Consider the following 20,933-nt stretch of genomic DNA (forward strand, 5'->3'; position numbering starts at 1 on the left):
CGCACCATGTCGATCGACGTCAACAACGAGTCCGGAACCGAGGTCGACGAGCAGGCGATCCTCGACATCGCCCGCTACGCGCTGGCCCGGATGCGGATCCACCCGCTGTCCGAGCTCTCGGTGATCGTGGTGGACGCCGAGGCCATGGAGCAGTTGCACATCCAGTGGATGGACCTGCCGGGCCCGACCGATGTCATGTCCTTCCCGATGGACGAGCTGCGCCCGCCGGCCAAGGACGACGAGGAGCCCCCGCAGGGACTCCTCGGTGACATCGTGCTCTGCCCCGAGGTCGCGAAGAAGCAGGGCGAGGAGGCGCCGACCCAGCACTCCATGGACGAGGAGCTCCAACTCCTGACCGTCCACGGAGTGCTGCACCTGCTGGGGTACGACCACGAGGAGCCGGACGAGAAGGCCGAGATGTTCGGTCTCCAGGCCGCGATCGTGGACGGCTGGCGGGGAGAGCGCGGGCTCACCGGCGCCTCCCCCGCCCCCACCGTCTCGTGAGCGCGCCCCTGGTCGTCGGCGTCGTGCTGCTGGTCGTCGTCGGCTGGCTGGCCGCCTGCGCGGAGGCGGGCATCGCCCGCACCTCCAGCTTCCGGGCGGACGAGGCGGTCCGCTCCGGCCGCCGCGGCAGCGCGAAGCTGGCGCAGATCGCCGCCGACCCGACCCGCTACCTCAACGTCGCCCTGCTGGTGCGGGTCGCCTGCGAGATGTCGGCCGGGGTGCTCGTCACCTACGCCTGCCTCCAGGAGTTCCCCGAGACCTGGGAGGCGCTGGCCGTCGCGATGGGCGTCATGGTCCTCGTCAGCTACGTGGCCATCGGGGTCTCCCCGCGCACCATCGGCCGCCAGCACCCGCTGAACACCGCGACGGCCTCGGCGTACGTGCTGCTGCCGCTGGCCCGGATCATGGGACCCATCCCGCAACTGCTGATCCTCGTGGGCAACGCGCTGACGCCGGGCAAGGGGTTCCGCAAGGGGCCGTTCGCCAGCGAGGCCGAGCTGCGCGCCATGGTGGACCTCGCCGAGGCGGAGTCCCTCATCGAGGACGACGAGCGCCGCATGGTGCACTCGGTCTTCGAGCTGGGCGACACCCTGGTCCGCGAGGTCATGGTGCCGCGCACCGACCTCGTCTGCATCGAGCGGTACAAGACGGTCCGCCAGGCCCTCACCCTCGCCCTGCGCTCCGGGTTCTCGCGGATACCGGTCACCGGGGAGAACGAGGACGACGTCCTCGGCATCGTCTACCTCAAGGACCTGGTCCGCAAGACGCACATCAACCGGGAGGCCGAGGGCGACCCGGTCTCCACCGCCATGCGCCCCGCCGCGTTCGTCCCCGACACCAAGAACGCCGGGGACCTGCTGCGCGAGATGCAGCGGGACCGCAGCCACGTCGCGGTCGTCATCGACGAGTACGGCGGCACGGCGGGCATCGTCACCATCGAGGACATCCTGGAGGAGATCGTCGGCGAGATCACCGACGAGTACGACCGGGAGCTGCCGCCCGTCCAGGAGCTCGGCAGCGGCTGCTACCGCGTCACCGCACGGCTCGACATCGGCGACCTCGGGGACCTCTTCGGGCTCGACGAGTACGACGACGAGGACGTGGAGACCGTCGGCGGCCTCCTGGCCAAGGCGCTCGGCCGGGTCCCGATCGCCGGCGCCTCGGCCGTCGTCGAACTCCCCGACGGCCGAAGGCTCCGCCTGACCGCCGAGTCCCCGGCGGGCCGCCGGAACAAGATCGTCACGGTGCTGGTGGAGCCCGAGGAGCAGGCGGCCGAGGAGAAGGACGAGGAATGACGCCCGACCGGCTGCGCGCCTTCTGCCTGGGGTTCGACGCGAGCGTGGAGGAGTTCCCGTTCGGCCCGGAGACCTCGGTCTTCAAGGTCTGCGGCAGACTCTTCGCCCTCACCGCGCTGGACGCGCGGCCGCTCACGGTCAACCTCAAGTGCGACCCCGACGAGGCGGTCCGGCTCCGCGCGGCGTACCCCGCGATCGTCCCCGGCCGGCACATGAACAAGCGCCACTGGAACACGGTGACCGTCTCCGGCGTCCCGGAGAAGCTGCTGCGCGAACTGATCGAGGACTCCTACGACGCGGTGGTCGCCGGCCTCCCCAAGGCGCGGCGGCTGCGGCTCGACCGACCGTAGGACGGCCGGGCAGCGCCCGGTGGCGCGGGGGTGAGCGTCCCCGTGCCGCCGGGCGCTTCGTATGCTCGTGCCATGACTGAGACCACCGGCCTCGACGCCGAGGACAGCAAGATCGTCACGTTGGCGCGCAGCGCCCGCGCCCGCAACGGGGTGCCCGAGGGCGCGGCCGTACGGGACGAGACGGGGCGTACGTACGTCGCGGGCACGGTGGCGCTGGAGTCGCTGAAGCTGAGCGCCCTGCAGACCGCCGTCGCCATGGCGGTGGCCAGCGGCGCGACGTCCCTGGAGGCCGCGGCGGTCGTCTCCGCCGCCGGGGAGCTCTCCGCGGACGACCTGGCCGCCGTGCGGGACCTGGGCGGAGCGGGGACACCGGTGCTGCTCGCGGGCCCGGACGGCGCGCTGCGGCTCCGCGCGACGGCGGGCTGAGACCGGGCGCCGCCGACCCCGTGCGCGGACGTCCGGAGGCGTCCCGCGGGGGGCGGGCGCGGCCCACTGTGCGGCAGTGCCGCCGCGATCGGGGAGAATGGTCGCCATGAGCGCTCGACCGAACCAAGAAGCCGCTGCCCAGCAGGCGGAGCACACCTCCCCCCACCGGGCCGGCTTCGCCTGCTTCGTGGGCCGTCCCAACGCCGGCAAGTCCACCCTCACGAACGCTCTCGTCGGTCAGAAGGTGGCGATCACCTCCAACCGCCCCCAGACGACCCGGCACACGGTGCGCGGCATCGTGCACCGCGACGACGCGCAGTTGATCCTGGTCGACACCCCCGGCCTCCACAAGCCGCGCACCCTCCTGGGCGAGCGGCTCAACGACGTCGTGCGGACCACCTGGGCGGAGGTCGACGTGATCGGCTTCTGCCTGCCCGCCGACCAGAAGCTCGGCCCCGGCGACAAGTACATCGTCAAGGAGCTCGCGGGGATCAGGAAGACCCCCAAGATGGCCATCATCACCAAGACCGACCTGGTCGACTCCAAGACGCTCGCCGAGCAGCTCATCGCCGTCTCCGCGCTCGCCGACGAGCTGGGCTTCGAGTGGGCCGAGATCGTGCCGGTCTCGGCGGTCAAGGACCAGCAGGTGAGCCTGCTCGCCGACCTCATCGCCCCGCTGCTCCCCGAGAGCCCGCCGCTCTACCCGGAGGGCGACCTCACGGACGAGCCGGAGATGGTCATGGTCGCGGAGCTGATCCGCGAGGCCGCGCTCGAAGGCGTACGCGACGAGCTGCCGCACTCCATCGCGGTCGTCGTCGAGGAGATGCTGCCGCGCCAGGACCGCCCGGCGGACCGGCCGCTGCTGGACATCCACGCCAACGTCTACATCGAGCGGCCGAGCCAGAAGGGCATCATCATCGGCCCGAAGGGCCAGCGGCTGAAGGACGTCGGCACCAAGTCGCGCAAGCACATCGAGGCGCTGCTCGGCACGCCGGTCTTCCTCGACCTGCACGTGAAGGTCGCCAAGGACTGGCAGCGCGACCCGAAGCAACTGCGCAAGCTGGGGTTCTGAGCCGGGCCCCGTCGGCCGGTCGGAGGGCGGCGCGGCCGTGCGGAGCCGCTGAGGCCCCTGGGGTTGAGGGGCGCGGGGACGGCCGCGGGGGCCCGAAACGACTGCGCGGGCCGGAGCGCCGAGCCGGGCCGGGACCGCGCGCGCCGCGCTCGGAGCCGGGCCCCGTCCGGGGGGCGGCGCGGCCGCGCCGCCCCCCGCGCCCTGTCCTCACCCCGCCACCGGTCTCACGCGCCCTCCTTGAGGACGCGTGAGACCAGCGTGCGCTGCGCCTCGGTCAGGTCGGGGTCGGCGCAGTGCACGGTGCGGTCGTCGATGGTGATGCGGTAGCGGAAGCCGTCCGGCGTCCCCGGCGGCGGGGTCCGGGCGGCGGAGTCGAGCGCCGCCTCGGCGAGCGCGTGCCACTCCGCGGCGTCCGCCCGCCCCTCGGTGTCGACCTCATGGGTGCGGGCGATGCCGGCGAAGCCGCCGGTCCGGCTGACCTGGATACGCATGGGGTCCTGTCTATCGGGGGCCGGGCGGGCGCTCAACCCCGCCTCGCGGGCGGTCCGGCTCACGCCCGTGTCGGGACGCCCACCTCCGACCATGCCTTCAGGACCGCCTCCCGCTCGTCCCCCTCGCCGAAGCGGTCGCCCGCCGCCGCCACCGTCAGCCGGGCGAACTCCGCGAAGTCCGCGGTGGCCGTCAGCTCGCCGCCGGTCAGCACGTCGAACCAGATCTGCCCGGCGCGCTCCCAGGCGTTGCCGCCGAGCGCGGTGGCCAGGAGGTGGAACGCGCGGTTGGGGATGCCGGAGTTCAGGTGGACCCCGCCGTTGTCCTCCTCCGTCTCGATGTAGTCGGCCATGGACGCGGGCTGCGGGTCCTTGCCGAGCACGTCGTCGTCGTACGCCGTGCCCGGCGCCTTCAGCGAGCGCAGCCCGTCCCCGTTGACGCGGTCCGCCAGCAGCCCCGCCCCGATCAGCCAGTCCGCCTGCTCGGCGCTCTGGCCCAGGGAGTACTGCTTGACCAGCGAGCCGATCACGTCGGACACGGACTCGTTGAGCGCGCCGGACTGGCCCTCGTAGCGCAGGTTGGCGGTGTACTGCGTCAGCCCGTGGGCCAACTCGTGGGCGATGATGTCGACCGCGACGGTGAAGTCGAGGAAGACCTCGCCGTCGCCGTCCCCGAAGACCATCTGCTCGCCGTCGAAGAACGCGTTGTTGTACTCCTGGCCGTAGTGCACGGAGCCCGTCAGCGGCAGGCCCTTGCCGTCGATCGAGCTGCGCCCGTACGCGGAGAGCAGCAGGTCGAACGTGGCGCCCAGTCCGGCGTACGCGCGGTTGACGCTGGCGTCGGAGGTGGGCTTGTCGCCCTCGCCGCGGACCCGGCGGCCGGGCAGGGCGGTGCCGTTCTCGCAGTCGTACAGGGTGCGGTGGGGCTTGGCGGGGACCGCGCCCGCGCCGGGGGCGGCCGGGGCGGCGGTGCGCGCGTGCATCAGGCGGCGGGTGCGGCGCAGGCCGTCCGCCTCCAGGGTGCGGCGGGCCGGGTCCGCGAGCCGGGCGTCACCGGACCGGGCGAGGTGGTCCAGGACGTGGGGCGGAACGATGGTGCAGAAGACGGGATGGCGTGCGTCGTCGGTTCGAAGGTGCATAGAACGACTGTGGCACTCTGTCACTCCACTGTCACCGGTTGCGACCGGGATTGACGAAATAGAGTGATGAGTCACCGTTTCCCCTCCCTCGTCGCCCGGTCCCGCATACTGATACGGGCCGACACCCCGGAGCACACTCGGTTACGCTCACGGCATCATGCGTTTCGGGCTGCTTCTCCTTAGCTGCCGCGGCGAGGGCCTGTAGTCGTAGGCCGACCCCCTCCCCGCGGAGTCTGGTGCTGCAGTGGCACAGTCGGCCGCCCCCGAGCCTCCTTCCGAGGAGTCGGGGGGACCCCCTCCGTGCTGGACCCGAGGAGCCCCACGCCATGACCACCGTGAATCCCACCGGTAATTCCGTCGGCCGCCCCACCCCGATCACCAACGCGACGCAGCTCCAGAAGCCGTCCGGGATGCCGGTCCACAAGTACCGCGGCTACGAGGCCGTGGAGATCCCCGACCGCACCTGGCCCGACAACCGGATCACCGTGGCGCCGCGCTGGCTCTCCACCGATCTGCGCGACGGCAACCAGGCGCTGATCGACCCCATGTCGCCCGCCCGCAAGCGCGAGATGTTCGACCTGCTCGTCACGATGGGCTTCAAGGAGATCGAGGTCGGCTTCCCCTCCTCCGGCGAGACCGACTTCGCGTTCGTCCGCTCCATCATCGAGGAGGGGGCGATCCCCGAGGACGTGACGATCTCCGTCCTGACGCAGGCCCGCGAGGAGCTGATCGAGCGCACCGTCGAATCGCTGGTCGGCGCGCACCGGGCCACGGTCCACCTCTACAACGCCACCGCCCCGACCTTCCGCCGCGTCGTGTTCCGGGGCTCGCGCGAGGAGGTCAAGCAGATCGCGGTGGACGGTACCCGGCTGGTCATGGAGTACGCCGACAAGATCCTGGGCTCGGAGACGATCTTCGGCTACCAGTACAGCCCGGAGATCTTCACCGACACCGAGCTGGACTTCGCCCTGGAGGTCTGCGAGGCCGTCTGCGACGTCTGGCAGCCCGAGGAGGGCCGCGAGATCATCCTCAACCTGCCCGCCACCGTGGAGCGTTCGACGCCCTCCACCCACGCGGACCGGTTCGAGTGGATGTCCCGCCACCTGACCCGCCGCGAGTTCGTCTGCCTCTCCGTCCACCCGCACAACGACCGGGGCACCGCCGTCGCCGCCGCCGAGCTGGCCGTCATGGCCGGCGCCGACCGCGTCGAGGGCTGCCTGTTCGGCCAGGGCGAGCGCACCGGCAACGTCGACCTGGTCACCCTGGGCATGAACCTCTTCTCCCAGGGCGTGGACCCGCAGATCGACTTCTCGCAGATCGACGAGATCCGCCGCACCAGCGAGTACTGCAACCAGATGGAGATCCACCCGCGCCACCCCTACGCGGGCGACCTCGTCTACACCGCCTTCTCCGGCTCCCACCAGGACGCCATCAAGAAGGGCTTCGACGCCATGGAGCGCGAGGCGGCGGCCCAGGGCCGGACCGTGGACGACCTGGAGTGGGCCGTCCCGTACCTGCCGATCGACCCGAAGGACGTCGGCCGCTCGTACGAGGCCGTCATCCGGGTCAACTCGCAGTCCGGCAAGGGCGGCATCGCCTACGTCCTGAAGAACGACCACAAGCTGGACCTGCCGCGCCGGATGCAGATCGAGTTCTCCCGGATCATTCAGGCCAAGACCGACGCCGAGGGCGGCGAGGTCACCCCGACGCAGATCTGGACGGCCTTCCAGGACGAGTACCTGCCCCACCCGGACGACGCCTCCCGCTGGGGCCGGGTGCAGATCCGCTCCGGCCAAACCACCACCGACGCCGAGGGCCGGGACACGCTGACCGTCGAGGCCACCGTCGACGGCACGGACACCGTGCTCACCGGCATCGGCAACGGCCCGATCTCCGCGTTCTTCGACGCGTTGCAGGCCATCGGCATCGACGCCCGTCTGCTCGACTACTCGGAGCACACGATGAGCGAGGGCGCCAGCTCCCAGGCCGCCTCGTACATCGAGTGCGCGATCGACGGCAAGGTGCTGTGGGGCATCGGGATCGACGCCAACACCACCCGCGCCTCGCTCAAGGCGGTCGTCTCCGCCGTCAACCGCGCCGCGCGCTGACCCCGCCGGGCCCCCCTTCGTACGGAATCCGGCCCGCCGCGGGCCCGGCCCGAGGACCCCGACCGCCCGCACGGGCGGTCGGGGTTCGGCCATATACCGGGGCCGTGACGTCCTGGAGGCTGACGCCGTGTCGCCCATGTGGCTAACATCACGTCCACACACGGCAGTGTTGCCGGAGCGTTACGGAGGTGTGCCACGTGCGGTCAGTCAAGGGACAACGCGCTCTGAGTCCGGTCTTCTGCGGCATCCGCACCGTCTGGGACGCCGTCGGCGACGGCGCCTTCTTCTGCCCCGACTGCGGCGGGGACCGCAACTACCGGCGCCTCGCGGGCCGCCGCCGCCTCACCGTCCTCGGCGTCCCGGTGGTCCGCCGGGGCGAGGCCGGGTCCGTCGTCGAGTGCGCCTCCTGCCGCGCCCGCCACGCCCTGGACGTCCTGGACCACCCGACCACCACCCGGTTCTCCGCGATGCTCCGCGAGGCCGTCCACACGGTCACCCTGGCCGTCCTCGCCGCGGGCGGCACCACCTCCCGCACGGTGCTGGACGCCGCGGTCGCCACCGTGCGCGACGCCGGGCTGGACGACTGCACCCAGGAGCAGCTCTTCACCGTCGCCGAGGTGCTGGCCGCCGACACCGCGCACGACGGCGGGGCCGACCCGGCCGCGGAGGCGTGCGGCGCGACCCTCGCCATCGAGCTGCACGAGGTGCTGGCCCCGCTCGCCCCGCACCTGGCCACCGCGGGCCGGGAGTCCGTCCTGCTCCAGGGCGCCCGGATCGCGCTCGCCGACGGCCCCTACCGCGCCGCCGAACGCCAGGTGCTGTCGACGATCGGCAACGCGCTGGAGCTGCCCGCCGACGACACCGCCCGCCTGCTGGCCGCCGCCGCCCGCACGCCCACGTAGCCGGCCCGGCCGCCCCGCCCGCCCGGTGGGCGACAATGGGCCCATGAGCTTGTTCCGGGACGACGGCGTCGTACTGCGTACGCAGAAACTGGGCGAGGCCGACCGGATCATCACGATCCTCACCCGCGGCCACGGCCGGGTCCGCGCCGTCGCCCGCGGGGTGCGCCGCACCAAGTCCAAGTTCGGGGCGCGGCTGGAGCCCTTCTCCCACGTCGACGTGCAGTTCTTCGCCCGCGGCGCCGAGTTGGTCGGCCGCGGGCTGCCGCTGTGCACCCAGAGCGAGACCATCGCCCCGTACGGCGGCGGCATCGTCTCCGACTACGCCCGCTACACCGCGGGCACCGCGATGCTGGAGACCGCCGAGCGGTTCACCGACCACGAGGGGGAGCCGGCCGTCCAGCAGTACCTGCTGCTCGTCGGCGGACTGCGCACCCTCTCCCGCGGCGAGCACGCCCCCCACCTCATCCTCGACGCGTTCCTGCTGCGCTCGCTCGCGGTCAACGGCTACGCGCCCAGCTTCGAGGACTGCGCCCGGTGCGGGATGCCCGGCCCGAACCGGTTCTTCTCGGTCGCGGCCGGGGGCGTCGTCTGCGGTGACTGCCGGGCCCCCGGCAGCGTCGTACCCTCGGCACAGGCCCTCGGGCTGCTGAGCGCGCTGCTCAGCGGCGACTGGGCGACGGCGGACGCGTGCGAGGCACGCCATGTCAGGGAGGGGAGCGGGCTGGTGTCCGCCTATCTGCACTGGCACCTGGAGCGCGGCCTGCGCTCGCTGCGGTACGTAGAGAAGTGACACAGGGAGACTGAGAAGCTCATGGCAGTACGCGGGATACTGGGCGGCCGCAACCGGCGCACGTACAAGAACCCCGAGCCGCACCCCTCGGGCGCGACCCCGCCGAAGATCCCCGGTGAGCTGGTGCCCCGGCACGTCGCCGTCGTGATGGACGGCAACGGCCGCTGGGCCAAGGAGCGCGGCCTGCCCCGCACCGAGGGCCACAAGGTCGGCGAGGGCGTCGTGCTGGACGTGCTCAAGGGGTGCATCGAGATGGGGGTCAAGAACCTCTCGCTGTACGCCTTCTCCACGGAGAACTGGAAGCGCTCGCCGGACGAGGTGAAGTTCCTGATGAACTTCAACCGCGACGTGATCCGCCGCCGCCGCGACGAGATGGACGAGCTGGGCATCCGCATCCGCTGGGTCGGCCGGATGCCCAAGCTGTGGAAGTCCGTCGTCCAGGAGCTCCAGGTCGCCCAGGAGCAGACCAAGGACAACGACCGCATGACGCTGTACTTCTGCGTCAACTACGGGGGCCGCGCCGAGATCGCGGACGCCGCGCAGCGCCTGGCCCAGGACGTCGCCGCCGGCCGGCTCGACCCCGCCAAGGTCAACGAGAAGACGTTCCAGAAGTACATCTACTACCCGGACATGCCGGACGTGGACCTCTTCGTGCGCCCCAGCGGCGAGCAGCGCACCTCGAACTACCTGATCTGGCAGAGCGCGTACGCCGAGATGGTCTTCCAGGACGTTCTGTGGCCGGATTTCGACCGCCGGGACCTGTGGCGGGCCTGCCTGGAGTACGCCCAGCGCGACCGCCGCTTCGGCGGGGCCGCGGAGGCGGAGGCCGCCGCCCCGCGGTGACGCGCGAAGGCGGCTCCGGGGTGCTCGCGCACTCCGGAGCCGCCGGGGGCGTCCGTCACTCCTTGGTCGCGGCGCACTCCGCGCAGGTGCCGAAGACCTCCACCGTGTGCGCGACGTTGACGTAGCCGTGCTGGGCGGCGATCGTCTCGGCCCACTGCTCCACGGCGGGCCCCTCGACCTCGACGGCCTTGCCGCAGAGGCGGCACACGAGGTGGTGGTGGTGGTCGCCGGTCGAGCACCGCCGGTAGACGGCCTCGCCCTCGGAGGTGCGCAGCACGTCGACCTCGCCCGCGTCGGCGAGGGACTGCAGGGTCCGGTAGACGGTGGTCAGGCCCACGGAGTCGCCGCGGTGCTTGAGGACGTCGTGCAGCTCCTGGGCGGAGCGGAATTCGTCGACCTCGTCGAGCGCCGCCGCCACCGCCGCCCGCTGCCGGGTGGACCGGCCGCGTACCGGCGCTGCGTTCGTGCCACTGATCGGCGCCGTGGCCACAGGTGCCTCCTCGTGTCGCCCGTATGTGTCGGGCCATTGTGCCAGTCCGGACGGGCCGTGCCCTCAGACCCGCACGTCGTCCGCGTCCCGCCGGGCGGCCGGTACCTCCAGGGTGCACGCGGCCCCCTTCGCCTCGCTCGCCCGCGCCCGGCGCCGGGCCAGCGGGGCGGCGAGCAGGGTCAGCGCGACGAACACCGCGATGGCCAGCAGCACGATCGTCGCGCCGGGCGGGACGTCCTGGTAGTAGGAGGTCACGGTGCCGGAGAGGGTGACCGCCGTGCCGATCACCACCGACAGCACGAAGGTGGCCCGGAAGGAGCGGGTGATCTGCTGGGCGGCCGCCACCGGCACCACCATCAGCGCGCTGACCAGCAGCAGGCCGACGACCCGCATCGCGACGGTCACCGTGACGGCGGCCGTGACCGCGATCAGCAGGTTCAGCACCCGCACCGGCACCCCGGTGACCCGCGCGAACTCCTCGTCCTGGCTGACGGCGAACAGGTGCCGGCGCAGCCCCACGGTGACCAGGACCACGAACGCGGCGAGCGCGCAGATGGCGATGACGTCCGTGTCGGAGACCGTGGAGAGCGAGCCGAAGAGGTACGAGGTCAGGTTGGCGTTGGAGCCCGTGTCGGACAGGTTGATCAGCATGACGCCGCCCGCCATGCCGCCGTAGAAGAGCATCGCGAGCGCGAGGTCGCCGCGGGTGTGCCCGTACCAGCGGATCAGTTCCATGACGACCGCGCCGGCCACCGCGACGGCCGTGGCCATCCAGACGGGGCTGGTGGAGAGCAGGAAGCCGAGGCCGACGCCGGTCATCGCGATGTGCCCGATGCCGTCGCCCATCAGGGCCTGGCGGCGCTGCACCAGGTAGATCCCGATGGCGGGGGCGGTGATGCCGACGAGGACGGCCGCGAGGAGCGCCCGCTGCATGAAGGGAGGGGTCAGGAATTCCAGGGTCATCAGGTCAGCAGTCCCGTCCGGACGGGCTCGGAGGCCGCGTGGGGGTGTACGTGGTCGTGGCCGGGCAGCGCGTGCTGGCCGAGCGCCTCGGGCGGCGGGCCGTCGTGCGTCACGCAGCCGTCGCGCAGGACGACGGCCCGGTCGATCAGGGGCTCCAGCGGTCCCAGCTCGTGCAGCACGAGCAGCACGGAGGCCCCGCGGGCCACCTGGTCGCGCAGGGTCGCGGCGAGGATCTCCTGGCTGGCCAGGTCGACCCCGGCCATCGGCTCGTCCATGATCAGCAGCTCCGGCTCGGCGGCCAGGGCGCGGGCGATCAGGACGCGTTGGTGCTGGCCCCCCGAGAGGGCGCTCACGGAGTCCCCGGCCCGGTCGGCGAGCCCGACCAGCTCGATGGCGCGGTCGACGGCCGCCCGGTCCGCCTTCCCCGGCCACCGCAGCTTCGTCCGGGCCAGCCGCCCGGAGGCGACGACCTCGCGGACGGTGGCGGGCACGCCGCCCGCGGCGGTGGTGCGCTGCGGGACGTACCCGACCCGGCCCCACTGGCGGAAGCGGCGCAGCTCGGTGCCGAACAGCTCGACGGCGCCGCCGGTCAGCGGGACCTGGCCGATGGCCGACCGTACGGCGGTGGACTTGCCGGAGCCGTTGGCGCCGAGCAGGGCGACGACCTCGCCCCGGCGCACGGTGAGGTCCACCCCGCGCAGCACGGGGCGCGCGCCCAGGGTGGCCGTGGCGCCGCGCAGGGCGATCACGGGCTCGCGGGTGCTGGTGTCACGTTCCGGCATGAGCGCCTCCGCTCCGGGTGGGGTACGGGTCACTTCGCGCCGAGCGCCTTCTTCAGCGCGGCCAGGTTGGCCCGCATGACCTCGAAGTAGTCAGCGCCCCTGGAGGCGTCGGTGATTCCCTCCAGCGGGTCCAGGACGTCCGTCCGCAACCCGGTGTCCTTGGCGAGGGTCCGGGCGGTCCGGTCGCTGGCGAGGGTCTCGAAGAAGACGGTGGTGGCCTTCTCCTTCTCGGCGACGGTGTGCAGCTCCTGGACGCGGGCGGGGCTCGGCTCGGCCTCGGGGTCGATGCCCGCGATGCCGTGCTGGGAGAGCCCGTAGCGCTCGGCGAGGTAGCCGAAGGCGGAGTGGGTGGTGATGAAGGTCCTGGTCGCGGTGGTCTTCAGGCCGGTGGCGTACGCGGTGTTCAGCTCGCCCAGCTCGGCGACCAGGGCGGTGGTGTTCTTCCGGTAGGCGGCGGCGTTGTCCGGGTCGGCCTTCTCCAGGGACTTCCCGACGCCCTCGGCGGCCTCGGCGTACTTCAGGGGGTCCAGCCAGATGTGCGGGTCCGCGCCGCCCTCCTCGCCGTGGTTGTGCCCGTCGCCCTCGGCGTGGGCCTCGCCCTCCTCCTCGTGGGCGTGGTCCTCCTCGCCCTCGTGGCCGTGGACGTCGGCGCCGTGGTTCTCCAGCGTGGTGAGGGTGGCGGCGTCGACGGTGTCCTCCACACCGGACTGCTTGATCGCCTCGTCCACGGCGGGCTGGACGCCCTTGAGGTACAGGACGTAGTCGGACTCGCTGATGGAGCCGATCTGGCGCGGGGTGAGCTCCAGGTCGTGCGGCTCGACGCCCGGCTTGGTGAGGCTGGTGACGGTGACGTGCTCGCCGCCGATCCGCTCGGCCAGGAACTGCATCGGGTAGAACGACGCCGTCACCTTCAGCCTGCCGTCGCCGCTCCCGTCCGCGGCGTCGGAGGCGGAGCAGGCCGTGAGGGCGGTGAGGCCGAGGGCGACGGCTCCGGCCACGGCGGTGGTGGGTATCAGGCGGCGTACGTTCATGACAGTCATTTTCAACAAAAGTGGAAACGATTGTCAACAAGGCTGATGAGATGCCCGGAACGCCAGAGAGATCCGATGGGAAGATCACGCGACCCCCCTCCGATTTGATCCGGGGGGTGCGCCCGCCGGTAATCTGGGGCATTCGCCCGCCCGCGTGGGAGCACCGCCCCCACCGAGGCGCCCCGCGCCACCCCTGTCCAACTTTCGCCGTCGCAATGAAGAGAGCACCGTGGCCGCCGACAAGATCGACACCATCGTCAGCCTGAGCAAGCGCCGTGGCTTCGTCTACCCCTGCAGTGAGATCTACGGCGGCCAGCGGGCCGCCTGGGACTACGGGCCGCTGGGCGTCGAGATGAAGGAGAACCTGAAGCGCCAGTGGTGGCGCTACATGGTCACCTCGCGCGAGGACGTGGTCGGTCTCGACTCGTCGGTCATCCTGGCCCCCGACGTCTGGGTCGCCTCCGGCCACGTCGCCACGTTCTCCGACCCGCTCACCGAGTGCACCTCCTGCCACAAGCGCTACCGCGCCGACCACCTGGAGGAGGCGTACGAGGAGAAGCACGGCAAGCCCCCGGTGGGCGGGCTCACCGACCTCAACTGCCCCAACTGCGGCAACAAGGGCACCTTCACCGAGCCCAAGCAGTTCTCCGGCCTGCTCTCCACCCACCTCGGCCCCACCCAGGACTCCGGCTCGGTCGCCTACCTGCGCCCCGAGACCGCCCAGGGCATCTTCACCAACTTCGGCCAGGTGCAGCAGACTTCGCGCAAGAAGCCGCCGTTCGGCATCGCGCAGATGGGCAAGTCCTTCCGGAACGAGATCACTCCGGGCAACTTCATCTTCCGCACCCGCGAGTTCGAGCAGATGGAGATGGAGTTCTTCGTCAAGCCGGGCGAGGACGAGGAGTGGCAGCAGTACTGGATGGACCAGCGCTGGAACTGGTACACGGACCTCGGTATGCGCGAGGAGAACATGCGCTGGTTCGAGCACCCGCAGGAGAAGCTCTCCCACTACTCCAAGCGCACCGCCGACATCGAGTACCGCTTCCGCTTCGGCGGCAGCGAGTGGGGCGAGCTGGAGGGCGTCGCCAACCGCACCGACTACGACCTCAAGGCGCACTCCAAGGCCTCCGGCACCGACCTCTCCTACTTCGACCAGGAGAAGGGCGAGCGCTGGACGCCGTACGTCATCGAGCCCGCGGCCGGCGTCGGCCGCGCGATGCTGGCGTTCCTCCTCGACGCCTACATCGAGGACGAGGCGCCCAACGCCAAGGGCGTCATGGAGAAGCGCACGGTGATGCGGCTCGACCCGCGCCTGGCGCCGGTCAAGGTCGCGGTCCTGCCGCTCTCCCGCAACCCGCAGCTCTCGCCGAAGGCCAAGGGTCTGGCGACCGACCTGCGCAAGAACTGGAACATCGAGTTCGACGACGCCGGCGCCATCGGCCGCCGCTACCGCCGCCAGGACGAGATCGGCACCCCGTTCTGCGTGACCGTGGACTTCGACACCCTCGACGACAACGCGGTGACCGTCCGCGAGCGCGACACCATGAAGCAGGAGCGCGTCTCCCTGGACCAGATCCAGGCGTACCTGGGCGCCCGCCTGCTCGGCTGCTGACGCCCCCCTCCCGACGGCGAGGCCCCCGGTTCCGGCTGCGGAACCGGGGGCCTCGCCGTCGGCGGCGACCGGAAAACCTGGTGCGGGGCGTTCGCGGAGCGGGGTACGGTTTCCGGCATGTTCTCGTTCTTCCAGATCTACGAGTGAGCGCGCGGCGGGCGCACGACCCGCCGCCCACCGGATCGATCACGATCACCTCCCCCCTCACTTCACACCACGAATGGGAGAACGCCGTGGCCAAGAGCCGCAACAACCTCCTCGGCGTCGGCGGACAGCGCAAGAAGCTGTCCCGCGCCGAACAGCAGGGCGCGGGTTCCGCGCGGGACGCCGACCGCAAGGTCGCCGAGGACAAGAAGCAGGAGCTGGTGCGCAAGATGCGCGAGCGCGCCGCCGCCTCGGACACGGCCCCCGCGTCCGACGCCCCGGACGCCTCCGCGCGGGGCTGACGGCCCGGAGCACGCCCCGTACGGCCTGAGCGCCGTCCGTGCGGCGTGAGCACCACCCCGTACGACCGTGTGGGCCCGGATCATCCGTGATCCGGGCCCACTGGCGTGGAGGCGGGGGAGCCCCGGCCCCGGCGCGCCTCGGTAGGATCGGCCGATCATGAACATGTTCGTGGGAGACGAGATGATCGCCGTGCCGCCGGGGCGGGTGGCCCTGTCGGACCGGCGGACGCAGCGCCGGTGGACGGTCGAGCTGCCGTCCTACGAGCTGGCCGCCGTCCCCGTGACCCAGGCGCTGTACGCCGAGGTCACCGGCGGGCGGCCGAGCGTCGCCCAGGGCGGCCGGCTGCCCGTGGAGTGCGTCTCCTGGTGGGACGCGGCCCGGTTCTGCGACGCCCTGTCCGCGCGCGACGGGCTGACGCCCGCCTACCGCTTCGCCGGGGAGGGCGCGGGGGACACCGGCGGCGCGGGTGGCGAGGACATCGTGTGGGACGCCTCCGCCGACGGGTACCGGCTGCCGACCGAGGCCGAGTGGGAGCACGCCTGCCGCGCCGGGACGACGGGGCCGCACTACGGGCCGCTCGACGAGATCGCCTGGTACCGCGCCAACTCCGGCGAGCGCGTCCACGCCGTGGGCGGCCGGCGCCCCAACGCGTGGGGCTTCCACGACATGCTCGGCAACGTCTGGGACTGGTGCTGGGACGTCTACGACGCCGAGGTCTACGGCGACTACCGGGTGCTCCGCGGCGGGGGCTGGTTCGACGAGCACTGGAGCTGCCGCGCCTCCGCGCGACGCCGCAGCCATCCGACGTTCCAGGTCGACGACGTGGGGTTCCGCGTCGCGCGCTCCCTCGTGTGACGGCCGCCCCTCCGGGGTCCGCCGGAGGGGGCGCGGGGCCGGTCAGCCCAGCGACCACAGCCGCACGTCGCCCGTCAGGTCGCGCGCGTTGCCGATGCTGCTGCCGGCGAGGGTCTTACCGTCCGGGCTGTACGCCACCGAGGTGACCGCGTCGGCGTGGCCGGTGAGGGTGGTCGTGTTCTCGCCGGTGGCGACGTCCCACAGCCGTACGGTCTTGTCCTCACTGGCGCTGGCGAGCGTCTGCCCGTCCGGGCTGAAGGCCAGGGAGTAGATGACGCCGGTGTGGCCGGTGAGGGTGGCGGTGGTCTTGCCGCCGGCGACGTCCCAGAGCCGTATGTGCGCGTTCGAGCTGTCGATGGCGCCGCTGCTGCTACTGGCGAGCGTCTTCCCGTCAGGACTGAACGCGACCCAGAAGACCGTGTCGGTGTGGCCGGTGAGGGTGGCGGTGTTCTTGCCGGTGGCGACGTCCCACAGGCGCACGGTCGCGTCGCCGCCCCCGCTGGCGAGGGTCTTCCCGTCCGGGCTGAACGCCACCGAGGAGACCGTGTCGGTGTGCCCGGTGAGCGTGGCCCTGACCCTGCCCCCGGCGACGTCCCACAGCAGCAGCGACGTGCCCCCGGTGCCGAGGGCGCAGCTCGCCAGCATGGTGCCGTCCGGGCTGAACGCCACGGAGACGACGGTGCCGGTGTGGCCGGCGAGGTCGGCCTTGACCGTGCCGTCGGCCACCTCCCACAGGCGCACGGCCTGGGGTCCGCTCCTGCCGTTCCCGCCCCTGTCGCCGCTGGTGGCGAGCGTTGCGCCGTCAGGGCTGAACGCCACCGCGTAGATCGTGCCGGCGCCGCCGGTGAGGGTGGCCCGGCTCTTGCCGCCGGCCACGTCCCACAACTGCACCGCCTGCTTGTCCTGGCCGAAGGCGGTGCCGCCACTGGCCAGCGTCTTCCCGTCCGGGCTGAAGGCCACCGAGTAGACGGAACCTCTGTGGTTGAGCACGGCGGGGTCGGCGGAGACGTCGTCCCCGCCCCGCCCCGCGTCGTCCTCTCCCCGCCCCGCGTTCTTCAGCGCGTACGACACGGGTACGGCGCCCGCGGCGAGCGTGCCCACGCCCGCGAGGAGGAGCGTGCGGCGGGACGGCCGCCGACGCGTGGGCTCGGCGGGCGGGGCCGGCGGAGTGGGCGGGGCGGTCGCGGGGGCGGCGGTGACGGTCGGCTGGTCGGCGAAGTGCGCGCGGGGCGGCTCAGGTCGCGGTCGGGGCGCGAGCGAGGGACGGGCGTCCTGTACGGTCCCGCCGCGGTGGGGCTGGTGGCCGTCGGAGGCGGCGCGCGCAGCGGGCAGGAGCGAGGCCAAGGCGCGGGCCGTGTCCTGCGACGTAGCGCGCCGGGCGGGGTCCTTGACGAGCAGCTTGGACAGGACGGCTCCCAGCGGCCCGGCGTGCTCGGCGGGGCGCGGTTCCTGGGTCAGGATGGCGACGTAGAGGGCGGTGAGCGTGGCCCCGTCGAACGGAGGCCGCCCCTCCGCGGCCGTGTACAGGGTCGCGCCGAGGGACCACAGGTCGCCCGCCGGTGTGGCGGGCTTGCCGTCGAGCTGCTCAGGCGCCATGTAGAGGGGCGTGCCCAGGATCGTTCCCGTACCGGTCAGGGCGGTGGTCGCGTCGGCGGTGCTGGCTATGCCGAAGTCCGTGAGGACGACCCGCCCTTTGGTGAGCAGGATGTTGTCGGGCTTCAGGTCGCGGTGTACGACACCGGCCTCGTGCGCCACCGATAGGGCGTCCAGGACCGTGCTGCCGATCTCCGCCACCCGCGGCGGCGGGAGCCTGCCCTGCTCCCGGACGGCTGCGGTCAGCGACTGGCCGGCGACGAACTCCATGACGATGACCGGGGCGCCCTGGTGCTCCACCACGTCGTGCACGGTGACGATGCCGGGGTGGTTGAGCCGGGCGGCGGTGCGCGCCTCGCGCGTCATGCGCTGGATGATCAGCTCCCGCTGCCGGTCATCGAGTCCGGGCGGCAGCAGGACCTCCTTGACGGCGACCTCGCGGCCGAGCGTCTCGTCCAGGCCGCGCCACACCCGGCCCATGCCGCCCTGGCCGACCGGTTCGACCAACCGGTAGCGCGCGCCTATCAGTTCCCCGTGTTCCGTCACAGGCGACAGGGTAGAGGCAGGAAAAGTCGGCAACGGATCTCCCCCCTTCCTCACGTTCACAACACCTGCAACGGAAGCGCGGACGGCGGTCGTTGGGCACCGGCCGCGGGCATCGCGGCCGTCACGGCTCGTCGGGCTCGTGGGGGCCGGGGGAGTCGCCCTCCGCTATCAGGCGTTCGGCGAGCAGGTCGCCGAGCGGGTCCGTCACCTCCCAGGAGTGCCCGGCGGCGTGGCGGTCGAAGAACGAGCACCGCCGCACCGTGCCCGTGTCGAGGTGCCGGAGGACGGCCGGGCACCACGGCGTGGTGGCGAGCCGGTGGGAGCGCCGCTCCTCGGAGCCGACCCAGAAGAGCCACAGATCGGGGCCGTCCGGGGTCTCCGCGACGCCCAGCCGCGCGGCGTGCTCGGGGTGCGGGTCGTGCTCACCGAGTTCGCACAGGACGAAGTGGTCCAGGACGAGCGTGTCCGGAGGGGGCCCCTGGTCGTCGTCCGCGCTCATGAGGGCCACCAGCACGTCGACGAGGGGGACATGGGTGACGGCGGTGCACTGGAGCACGTCGGTCTCTCCGTGGGGTGTGCGGGGCGGTGCGGAGCCCCGGCGGTGGGGTGCGTCGGGGACCGGTGGGCGGTGTGGGCCCGTGGGCCCTCGGCGGCCGGGTGCGCCCCCGTCCCGCGTCCGGCCCGTCGCCGGGGGAGGCGGTCGCAGCCGGGGGCCGTACGGGTGCGGGAGGCCGGGGCTCGGGCGCACCGGCGCACCGAACGGTTCCGGGCGTCCGGGCGGGCGCGGGGTGAGGGCCGACATGATCCGGGGGAAGCCTAGCCGCAGCCGTACCTCCGTCGCCCCCAGGGCGAGGACGACCCGGACCCGTAAGCGTGCGAGGGGGCCGGACGGCGGGGAGGGTTTCGGCGGGGAGGGCTTCACAGCACCTCCCCCCGGCTGCGGGCGTTGAGCCGCGCGGTGCGGGCCCAGAGCTGCTCCCTGACGAGGGCGGGGCGCACGTACCGGGGCTCCGCCTCCCATTCGGCCCCGCCGCCCACGGGGCGCAGGGACCAGTACGGGCCGGCGACCCCGCGGAACTCCCCCACCCGGTCGCCGCGGCTGGTGTCCGCCAGGAGGGCGCCGAGGGCGGGGAGGCCCGGAGGCTCCTCGGGATTAGGACAGGCGTTCACTCCATGCACCTATCGCTCCTCTGCGTAGCTGTTTGACTACCGTGGAGCATCAGCGTGGCCTACCGTGAAAGCTCCTTCAACTAGCCGAAAACGAAGGAAGGGGAGGGCCACAGCATGGTCAATCGCAAGGAGTTGAACCCCGGCAGCGGTCCGGTGGCGGCCTACGGGGCCCGCATCCGGCGGTTTCGTGAGGCGCGGGGGTGGAGCCAGGACGGGATGGCGCCGCGTGTCGGGTACTCCAGCCAGCACATCTCCGCCGTGGAAACTGCTCGCAAGCCGCCAACCCTGCGGTTCTCGCGCCGGTCTGACCAGGCATTCGGTACGACGAACACCGCCGAGTCGTTCGTGCGCGAGTGGGCCAACATCCGGCAGGGCTCGCTGCTGGAGGGCTTCCCGGAGTACGTGGGGTACGAGGGGCGGGCGGTGGAGATCAGGCTGTTCGACGTCGGCCTGATTCCGGGGCTGCTCCAGACGCCGGAGTACGCGCGGGCCGTGGCGTATGGGCACGTGGAGCGCGGGACCATCACCGCCGAACAGGCCGACGAACGCGTCGCGTTCCTGGCGCAGCGGCAGGCGGCCCTGGTGCGGCCGCGGCCGCCCATGGTGTTCGTCGTCATGGACGAGAGCTGCCTCCACCAGGCGGTCGGCGGTCCGGAGGTCATGGACGCGCAGCTCCAACGGCTGGAGGAGATGGCCGCGCTGCCCAACTGGATCATCCAGGTCGCCCCGTTCAGCCTGGGCGCGCGCCGGGCGTTCTATCTGCCGGTCAACCTGCTGACCATGGCGGACCGCTCCATCGTCGCGTACGCCGAATCGCAGTCGCAGGGGCACGTCGAGCGGGAATCCTCACTCGTGGTGCCGATGCTCACCGCCTACCATCAACTGCAGGGCGAGGCGCTGTCGAAGGCGGCGTCCGTGGCCAGGATCAGCCAGTTGCGAAAGGGCACTCCGTGATGACCGAATCCCCCCGTTGGTGCAAGTCCTCGTACAGCGACAACGGCGGCAACTGCGTCGAGGTAGCCGCCAACCTCGCCGCCTCGCGCGGCATCGTCCCGGTCCGTGACTCCAAGGTGGTGGACGGCCCGATGGTCGAGGTCCCCGCAGCCGCGTTCTCCGCGTTCGTGGCGGGCGTGCGGGCCGGGACGTTCGGCGCCGTCTGACCAAACCGGTACGCCGTCGCCCCACCATGCCGGGTCCTGTGCCGGGCATGGTGGGGCTTCGTGCTGTTCCGGCGCCGCGCGACCGCCAACTGGCCGGTGTCCGGGGGACATCGACCGAAAAGGCGCTCCTGCCCGGCTGTCGCCCGCTGGCTACCATCGGCTACAGGCCCGATCACCGCCTGGGCGCACTCCGCGGCCGTGATCGCTGAGGTAGGAAGGGGCACCCCTGTGACCACCGCATCCCCCCGCTGGTTCACGTCCTCGTACAGCTCGAACGGCGGTGCCTGCGTCGAGGTGGCCGCGAATCTGGCCGCCTCGCACGGTGTCGTTCCGGTCCGTGACTCGAAGGTGGTGGGCGGTCCGGTGG

General features: G+C 72.3%; 24 protein-coding genes. 15 read left to right on the forward strand and 9 right to left on the reverse strand.

Annotated elements, in window-relative coordinates; all coding sequences use genetic code 11:
- Nucleotides 1-6 precede the first annotated feature (6 nt).
- The 5 genes from ybeY to era all read left to right on the forward strand — a co-directional run bounded on the left by ybeY (nucleotide 7) and on the right by era (nucleotide 3,647).
- Nucleotides 7-504 carry an rRNA maturation RNase YbeY gene (gene ybeY / locus ACZ6EJ_RS04480; RefSeq protein ID WP_469264543.1) on the forward strand — a complete coding sequence of 166 codons (498 nt, stop codon included), beginning with the start codon at nucleotides 7-9 and terminating at the stop codon, nucleotides 502-504.
- Nucleotides 501-1,799: a hemolysin family protein gene (locus tag ACZ6EJ_RS04485; RefSeq protein ID WP_469264545.1), complete on the forward strand. Its 1,299-nt coding sequence runs from the start codon at nucleotides 501-503 to the stop codon at nucleotides 1,797-1,799. The genes ybeY and ACZ6EJ_RS04485 overlap by 4 nt, the downstream gene beginning before the upstream one ends.
- Nucleotides 1,796-2,149, forward strand: coding sequence for an MmcQ/YjbR family DNA-binding protein (locus tag ACZ6EJ_RS04490; protein ID WP_469264546.1), 354 nt, complete (start codon nucleotides 1,796-1,798; stop codon nucleotides 2,147-2,149). The genes ACZ6EJ_RS04485 and ACZ6EJ_RS04490 overlap by 4 nt, the downstream gene beginning before the upstream one ends.
- A gap of 72 nt (nucleotides 2,150-2,221) precedes the next feature.
- Entirely contained in the window at nucleotides 2,222-2,575 is a 354-nt protein-coding gene (locus ACZ6EJ_RS04495) for a cytidine deaminase (protein WP_469264548.1), read from the forward strand.
- Between the two features lie 97 nt (nucleotides 2,576-2,672).
- A complete protein-coding gene (gene era / locus ACZ6EJ_RS04500; protein ID WP_469264550.1) occupies nucleotides 2,673-3,647 on the forward strand; it encodes a GTPase Era in 975 nt (324 codons plus the stop codon).
- Nucleotides 3,648-3,871: 224 nt separating this feature from the next.
- On the opposite strand, the gene ACZ6EJ_RS04505 is transcribed toward era, so the two are convergent.
- Both ACZ6EJ_RS04505 and ACZ6EJ_RS04510 read right to left on the reverse strand, forming a co-directional pair.
- Nucleotides 3,872-4,138, reverse strand: a complete 267-nt coding sequence (locus ACZ6EJ_RS04505; RefSeq protein ID WP_469264552.1) for a protealysin inhibitor emfourin — start codon at nucleotides 4,136-4,138, stop codon at nucleotides 3,872-3,874.
- A gap of 59 nt (nucleotides 4,139-4,197) precedes the next feature.
- Nucleotides 4,198-5,274 (reverse strand): M4 family metallopeptidase, encoded by a 1,077-nt coding sequence (locus tag ACZ6EJ_RS04510; protein WP_469264553.1) that lies wholly within the window; start codon nucleotides 5,272-5,274, stop codon nucleotides 4,198-4,200.
- Nucleotides 5,275-5,600: 326 nt separating this feature from the next.
- On the opposite strand from ACZ6EJ_RS04510, the gene leuA reads away from it, so the two are divergent.
- The 4 genes from leuA to ACZ6EJ_RS04530 all read left to right on the forward strand — a co-directional run bounded on the left by leuA (nucleotide 5,601) and on the right by ACZ6EJ_RS04530 (nucleotide 9,917).
- On the forward strand, nucleotides 5,601-7,382 hold the full coding sequence (gene leuA, locus ACZ6EJ_RS04515; protein ID WP_469264555.1) for a 2-isopropylmalate synthase: 1,782 nt from the start codon (nucleotides 5,601-5,603) through the stop codon (nucleotides 7,380-7,382).
- 197 nt (nucleotides 7,383-7,579) lie between these two features.
- The gene (locus ACZ6EJ_RS04520; RefSeq protein WP_469264556.1) at nucleotides 7,580-8,284 is read left to right on the forward strand and encodes a TerB family tellurite resistance protein; all 705 of its coding nucleotides are present in this window, start codon (nucleotides 7,580-7,582) and stop codon (nucleotides 8,282-8,284) included.
- A 43-nt stretch (nucleotides 8,285-8,327) separates the two neighbouring features.
- On the forward strand, nucleotides 8,328-9,074 hold the full coding sequence (gene recO / locus ACZ6EJ_RS04525) for a DNA repair protein RecO (protein ID WP_469264557.1): 747 nt from the start codon (nucleotides 8,328-8,330) through the stop codon (nucleotides 9,072-9,074).
- Nucleotides 9,075-9,095: 21 nt separating this feature from the next.
- On the forward strand, nucleotides 9,096-9,917 hold the full coding sequence (locus ACZ6EJ_RS04530; RefSeq protein ID WP_469264559.1) for an isoprenyl transferase: 822 nt from the start codon (nucleotides 9,096-9,098) through the stop codon (nucleotides 9,915-9,917).
- A gap of 55 nt (nucleotides 9,918-9,972) precedes the next feature.
- Here the strand turns inward: ACZ6EJ_RS04530 and ACZ6EJ_RS04535 are convergent, their stop codons facing one another.
- The 4 genes from ACZ6EJ_RS04535 to ACZ6EJ_RS04550 all read right to left on the reverse strand — a co-directional run bounded on the left by ACZ6EJ_RS04535 (nucleotide 9,973) and on the right by ACZ6EJ_RS04550 (nucleotide 13,183).
- Nucleotides 9,973-10,407: a Fur family transcriptional regulator gene (locus tag ACZ6EJ_RS04535; protein ID WP_469264560.1), complete on the reverse strand. Its 435-nt coding sequence runs from the start codon at nucleotides 10,405-10,407 to the stop codon at nucleotides 9,973-9,975.
- Between the two features lie 63 nt (nucleotides 10,408-10,470).
- A complete protein-coding gene (locus ACZ6EJ_RS04540) occupies nucleotides 10,471-11,370 on the reverse strand; it encodes a metal ABC transporter permease (protein ID WP_469264562.1) in 900 nt (299 codons plus the stop codon).
- Nucleotides 11,370-12,152, reverse strand: coding sequence for a metal ABC transporter ATP-binding protein (locus ACZ6EJ_RS04545; protein ID WP_469264564.1), 783 nt, complete (start codon nucleotides 12,150-12,152; stop codon nucleotides 11,370-11,372). Before ACZ6EJ_RS04545 ends, ACZ6EJ_RS04540 begins: the two co-directional genes overlap by 1 nt.
- Before the next feature lie 29 nt (nucleotides 12,153-12,181).
- Entirely contained in the window at nucleotides 12,182-13,183 is a 1,002-nt protein-coding gene (locus ACZ6EJ_RS04550; RefSeq protein ID WP_469264565.1) for a metal ABC transporter substrate-binding protein, read from the reverse strand.
- A gap of 229 nt (nucleotides 13,184-13,412) precedes the next feature.
- On the opposite strand from ACZ6EJ_RS04550, the gene ACZ6EJ_RS04555 reads away from it, so the two are divergent.
- From ACZ6EJ_RS04555 to ACZ6EJ_RS04565, 3 genes are all read left to right on the forward strand, one after another.
- Nucleotides 13,413-14,795, forward strand: coding sequence for a glycine--tRNA ligase (locus tag ACZ6EJ_RS04555; RefSeq protein WP_469264566.1), 1,383 nt, complete (start codon nucleotides 13,413-13,415; stop codon nucleotides 14,793-14,795).
- A 233-nt stretch (nucleotides 14,796-15,028) separates the two neighbouring features.
- Complete coding sequence (locus ACZ6EJ_RS04560; protein WP_469264779.1) at nucleotides 15,029-15,241, forward strand: DUF6243 family protein; 213 nt, start codon at nucleotides 15,029-15,031, stop codon at nucleotides 15,239-15,241.
- Between the two features lie 157 nt (nucleotides 15,242-15,398).
- A complete protein-coding gene (locus ACZ6EJ_RS04565) occupies nucleotides 15,399-16,097 on the forward strand; it encodes a formylglycine-generating enzyme family protein (RefSeq protein ID WP_469264568.1) in 699 nt (232 codons plus the stop codon).
- 42 nt (nucleotides 16,098-16,139) lie between these two features.
- Here ACZ6EJ_RS04565 and ACZ6EJ_RS04570 read toward each other — a convergent pair whose 3' ends face one another.
- From ACZ6EJ_RS04570 to ACZ6EJ_RS04580, 3 genes are all read right to left on the reverse strand, one after another.
- The gene (locus tag ACZ6EJ_RS04570; protein WP_469264570.1) at nucleotides 16,140-18,236 is read right to left on the reverse strand and encodes a WD40 repeat domain-containing serine/threonine protein kinase; all 2,097 of its coding nucleotides are present in this window, start codon (nucleotides 18,234-18,236) and stop codon (nucleotides 16,140-16,142) included.
- A gap of 121 nt (nucleotides 18,237-18,357) precedes the next feature.
- Nucleotides 18,358-18,792, reverse strand: coding sequence for a hypothetical protein (locus ACZ6EJ_RS04575; protein ID WP_469264572.1), 435 nt, complete (start codon nucleotides 18,790-18,792; stop codon nucleotides 18,358-18,360).
- 362 nt (nucleotides 18,793-19,154) lie between these two features.
- Nucleotides 19,155-19,415, reverse strand: coding sequence for a hypothetical protein (locus ACZ6EJ_RS04580; protein WP_469264573.1), 261 nt, complete (start codon nucleotides 19,413-19,415; stop codon nucleotides 19,155-19,157).
- Nucleotides 19,416-19,520: 105 nt separating this feature from the next.
- On the opposite strand from ACZ6EJ_RS04580, the gene ACZ6EJ_RS04585 reads away from it, so the two are divergent.
- The 3 genes from ACZ6EJ_RS04585 to ACZ6EJ_RS04595 form a co-directional block, all read left to right on the forward strand.
- A complete protein-coding gene (locus tag ACZ6EJ_RS04585) occupies nucleotides 19,521-20,360 on the forward strand; it encodes a helix-turn-helix domain-containing protein (protein WP_469264575.1) in 840 nt (279 codons plus the stop codon).
- Nucleotides 20,357-20,566 carry a DUF397 domain-containing protein gene (locus ACZ6EJ_RS04590; protein WP_469264577.1) on the forward strand — a complete coding sequence of 70 codons (210 nt, stop codon included), beginning with the start codon at nucleotides 20,357-20,359 and terminating at the stop codon, nucleotides 20,564-20,566. The genes ACZ6EJ_RS04585 and ACZ6EJ_RS04590 overlap by 4 nt, the downstream gene beginning before the upstream one ends.
- A 228-nt stretch (nucleotides 20,567-20,794) precedes the next feature.
- Nucleotides 20,795-20,933 (forward strand): DUF397 domain-containing protein (locus ACZ6EJ_RS04595; RefSeq protein ID WP_469264780.1); only part of this gene is annotated, 139 nt, incomplete at its 3' end.

The sequence above is a fragment of the Streptomyces sp. NPDC041970 genome (assembly GCF_055588985.1).

Coding starts and splice junctions, on each gene's coding strand:
- ybeY (WP_469264543.1), top strand. CDS start 7: ATGTCGATCGACGTCAACAACGAGTCCGGAACCGAGGTCGACGAGCAG.
- ACZ6EJ_RS04490 (WP_469264546.1), top strand. CDS start 1,796: ATGACGCCCGACCGGCTGCGCGCCTTCTGCCTGGGGTTCGACGCGAGC.
- ACZ6EJ_RS04495 (WP_469264548.1), top strand. CDS start 2,222: ATGACTGAGACCACCGGCCTCGACGCCGAGGACAGCAAGATCGTCACG.
- era (WP_469264550.1), top strand. CDS start 2,673: ATGGTCGCCATGAGCGCTCGACCGAACCAAGAAGCCGCTGCCCAGCAG.
- ACZ6EJ_RS04505 (WP_469264552.1), bottom strand. CDS start 4,138: ATGCGTATCCAGGTCAGCCGGACCGGCGGCTTCGCCGGCATCGCCCGC.
- ACZ6EJ_RS04510 (WP_469264553.1), bottom strand. CDS start 5,274: ATGCACCTTCGAACCGACGACGCACGCCATCCCGTCTTCTGCACCATC.
- leuA (WP_469264555.1), top strand. CDS start 5,601: ATGACCACCGTGAATCCCACCGGTAATTCCGTCGGCCGCCCCACCCCG.
- recO (WP_469264557.1), top strand. CDS start 8,328: ATGAGCTTGTTCCGGGACGACGGCGTCGTACTGCGTACGCAGAAACTG.
- ACZ6EJ_RS04530 (WP_469264559.1), top strand. CDS start 9,096: ATGGCAGTACGCGGGATACTGGGCGGCCGCAACCGGCGCACGTACAAG.
- ACZ6EJ_RS04540 (WP_469264562.1), bottom strand. CDS start 11,370: ATGACCCTGGAATTCCTGACCCCTCCCTTCATGCAGCGGGCGCTCCTC.
- ACZ6EJ_RS04545 (WP_469264564.1), bottom strand. CDS start 12,152: ATGCCGGAACGTGACACCAGCACCCGCGAGCCCGTGATCGCCCTGCGC.
- ACZ6EJ_RS04550 (WP_469264565.1), bottom strand. CDS start 13,183: ATGAACGTACGCCGCCTGATACCCACCACCGCCGTGGCCGGAGCCGTC.
- ACZ6EJ_RS04565 (WP_469264568.1), top strand. CDS start 15,399: ATGAACATGTTCGTGGGAGACGAGATGATCGCCGTGCCGCCGGGGCGG.
- ACZ6EJ_RS04585 (WP_469264575.1), top strand. CDS start 19,521: ATGGTCAATCGCAAGGAGTTGAACCCCGGCAGCGGTCCGGTGGCGGCC.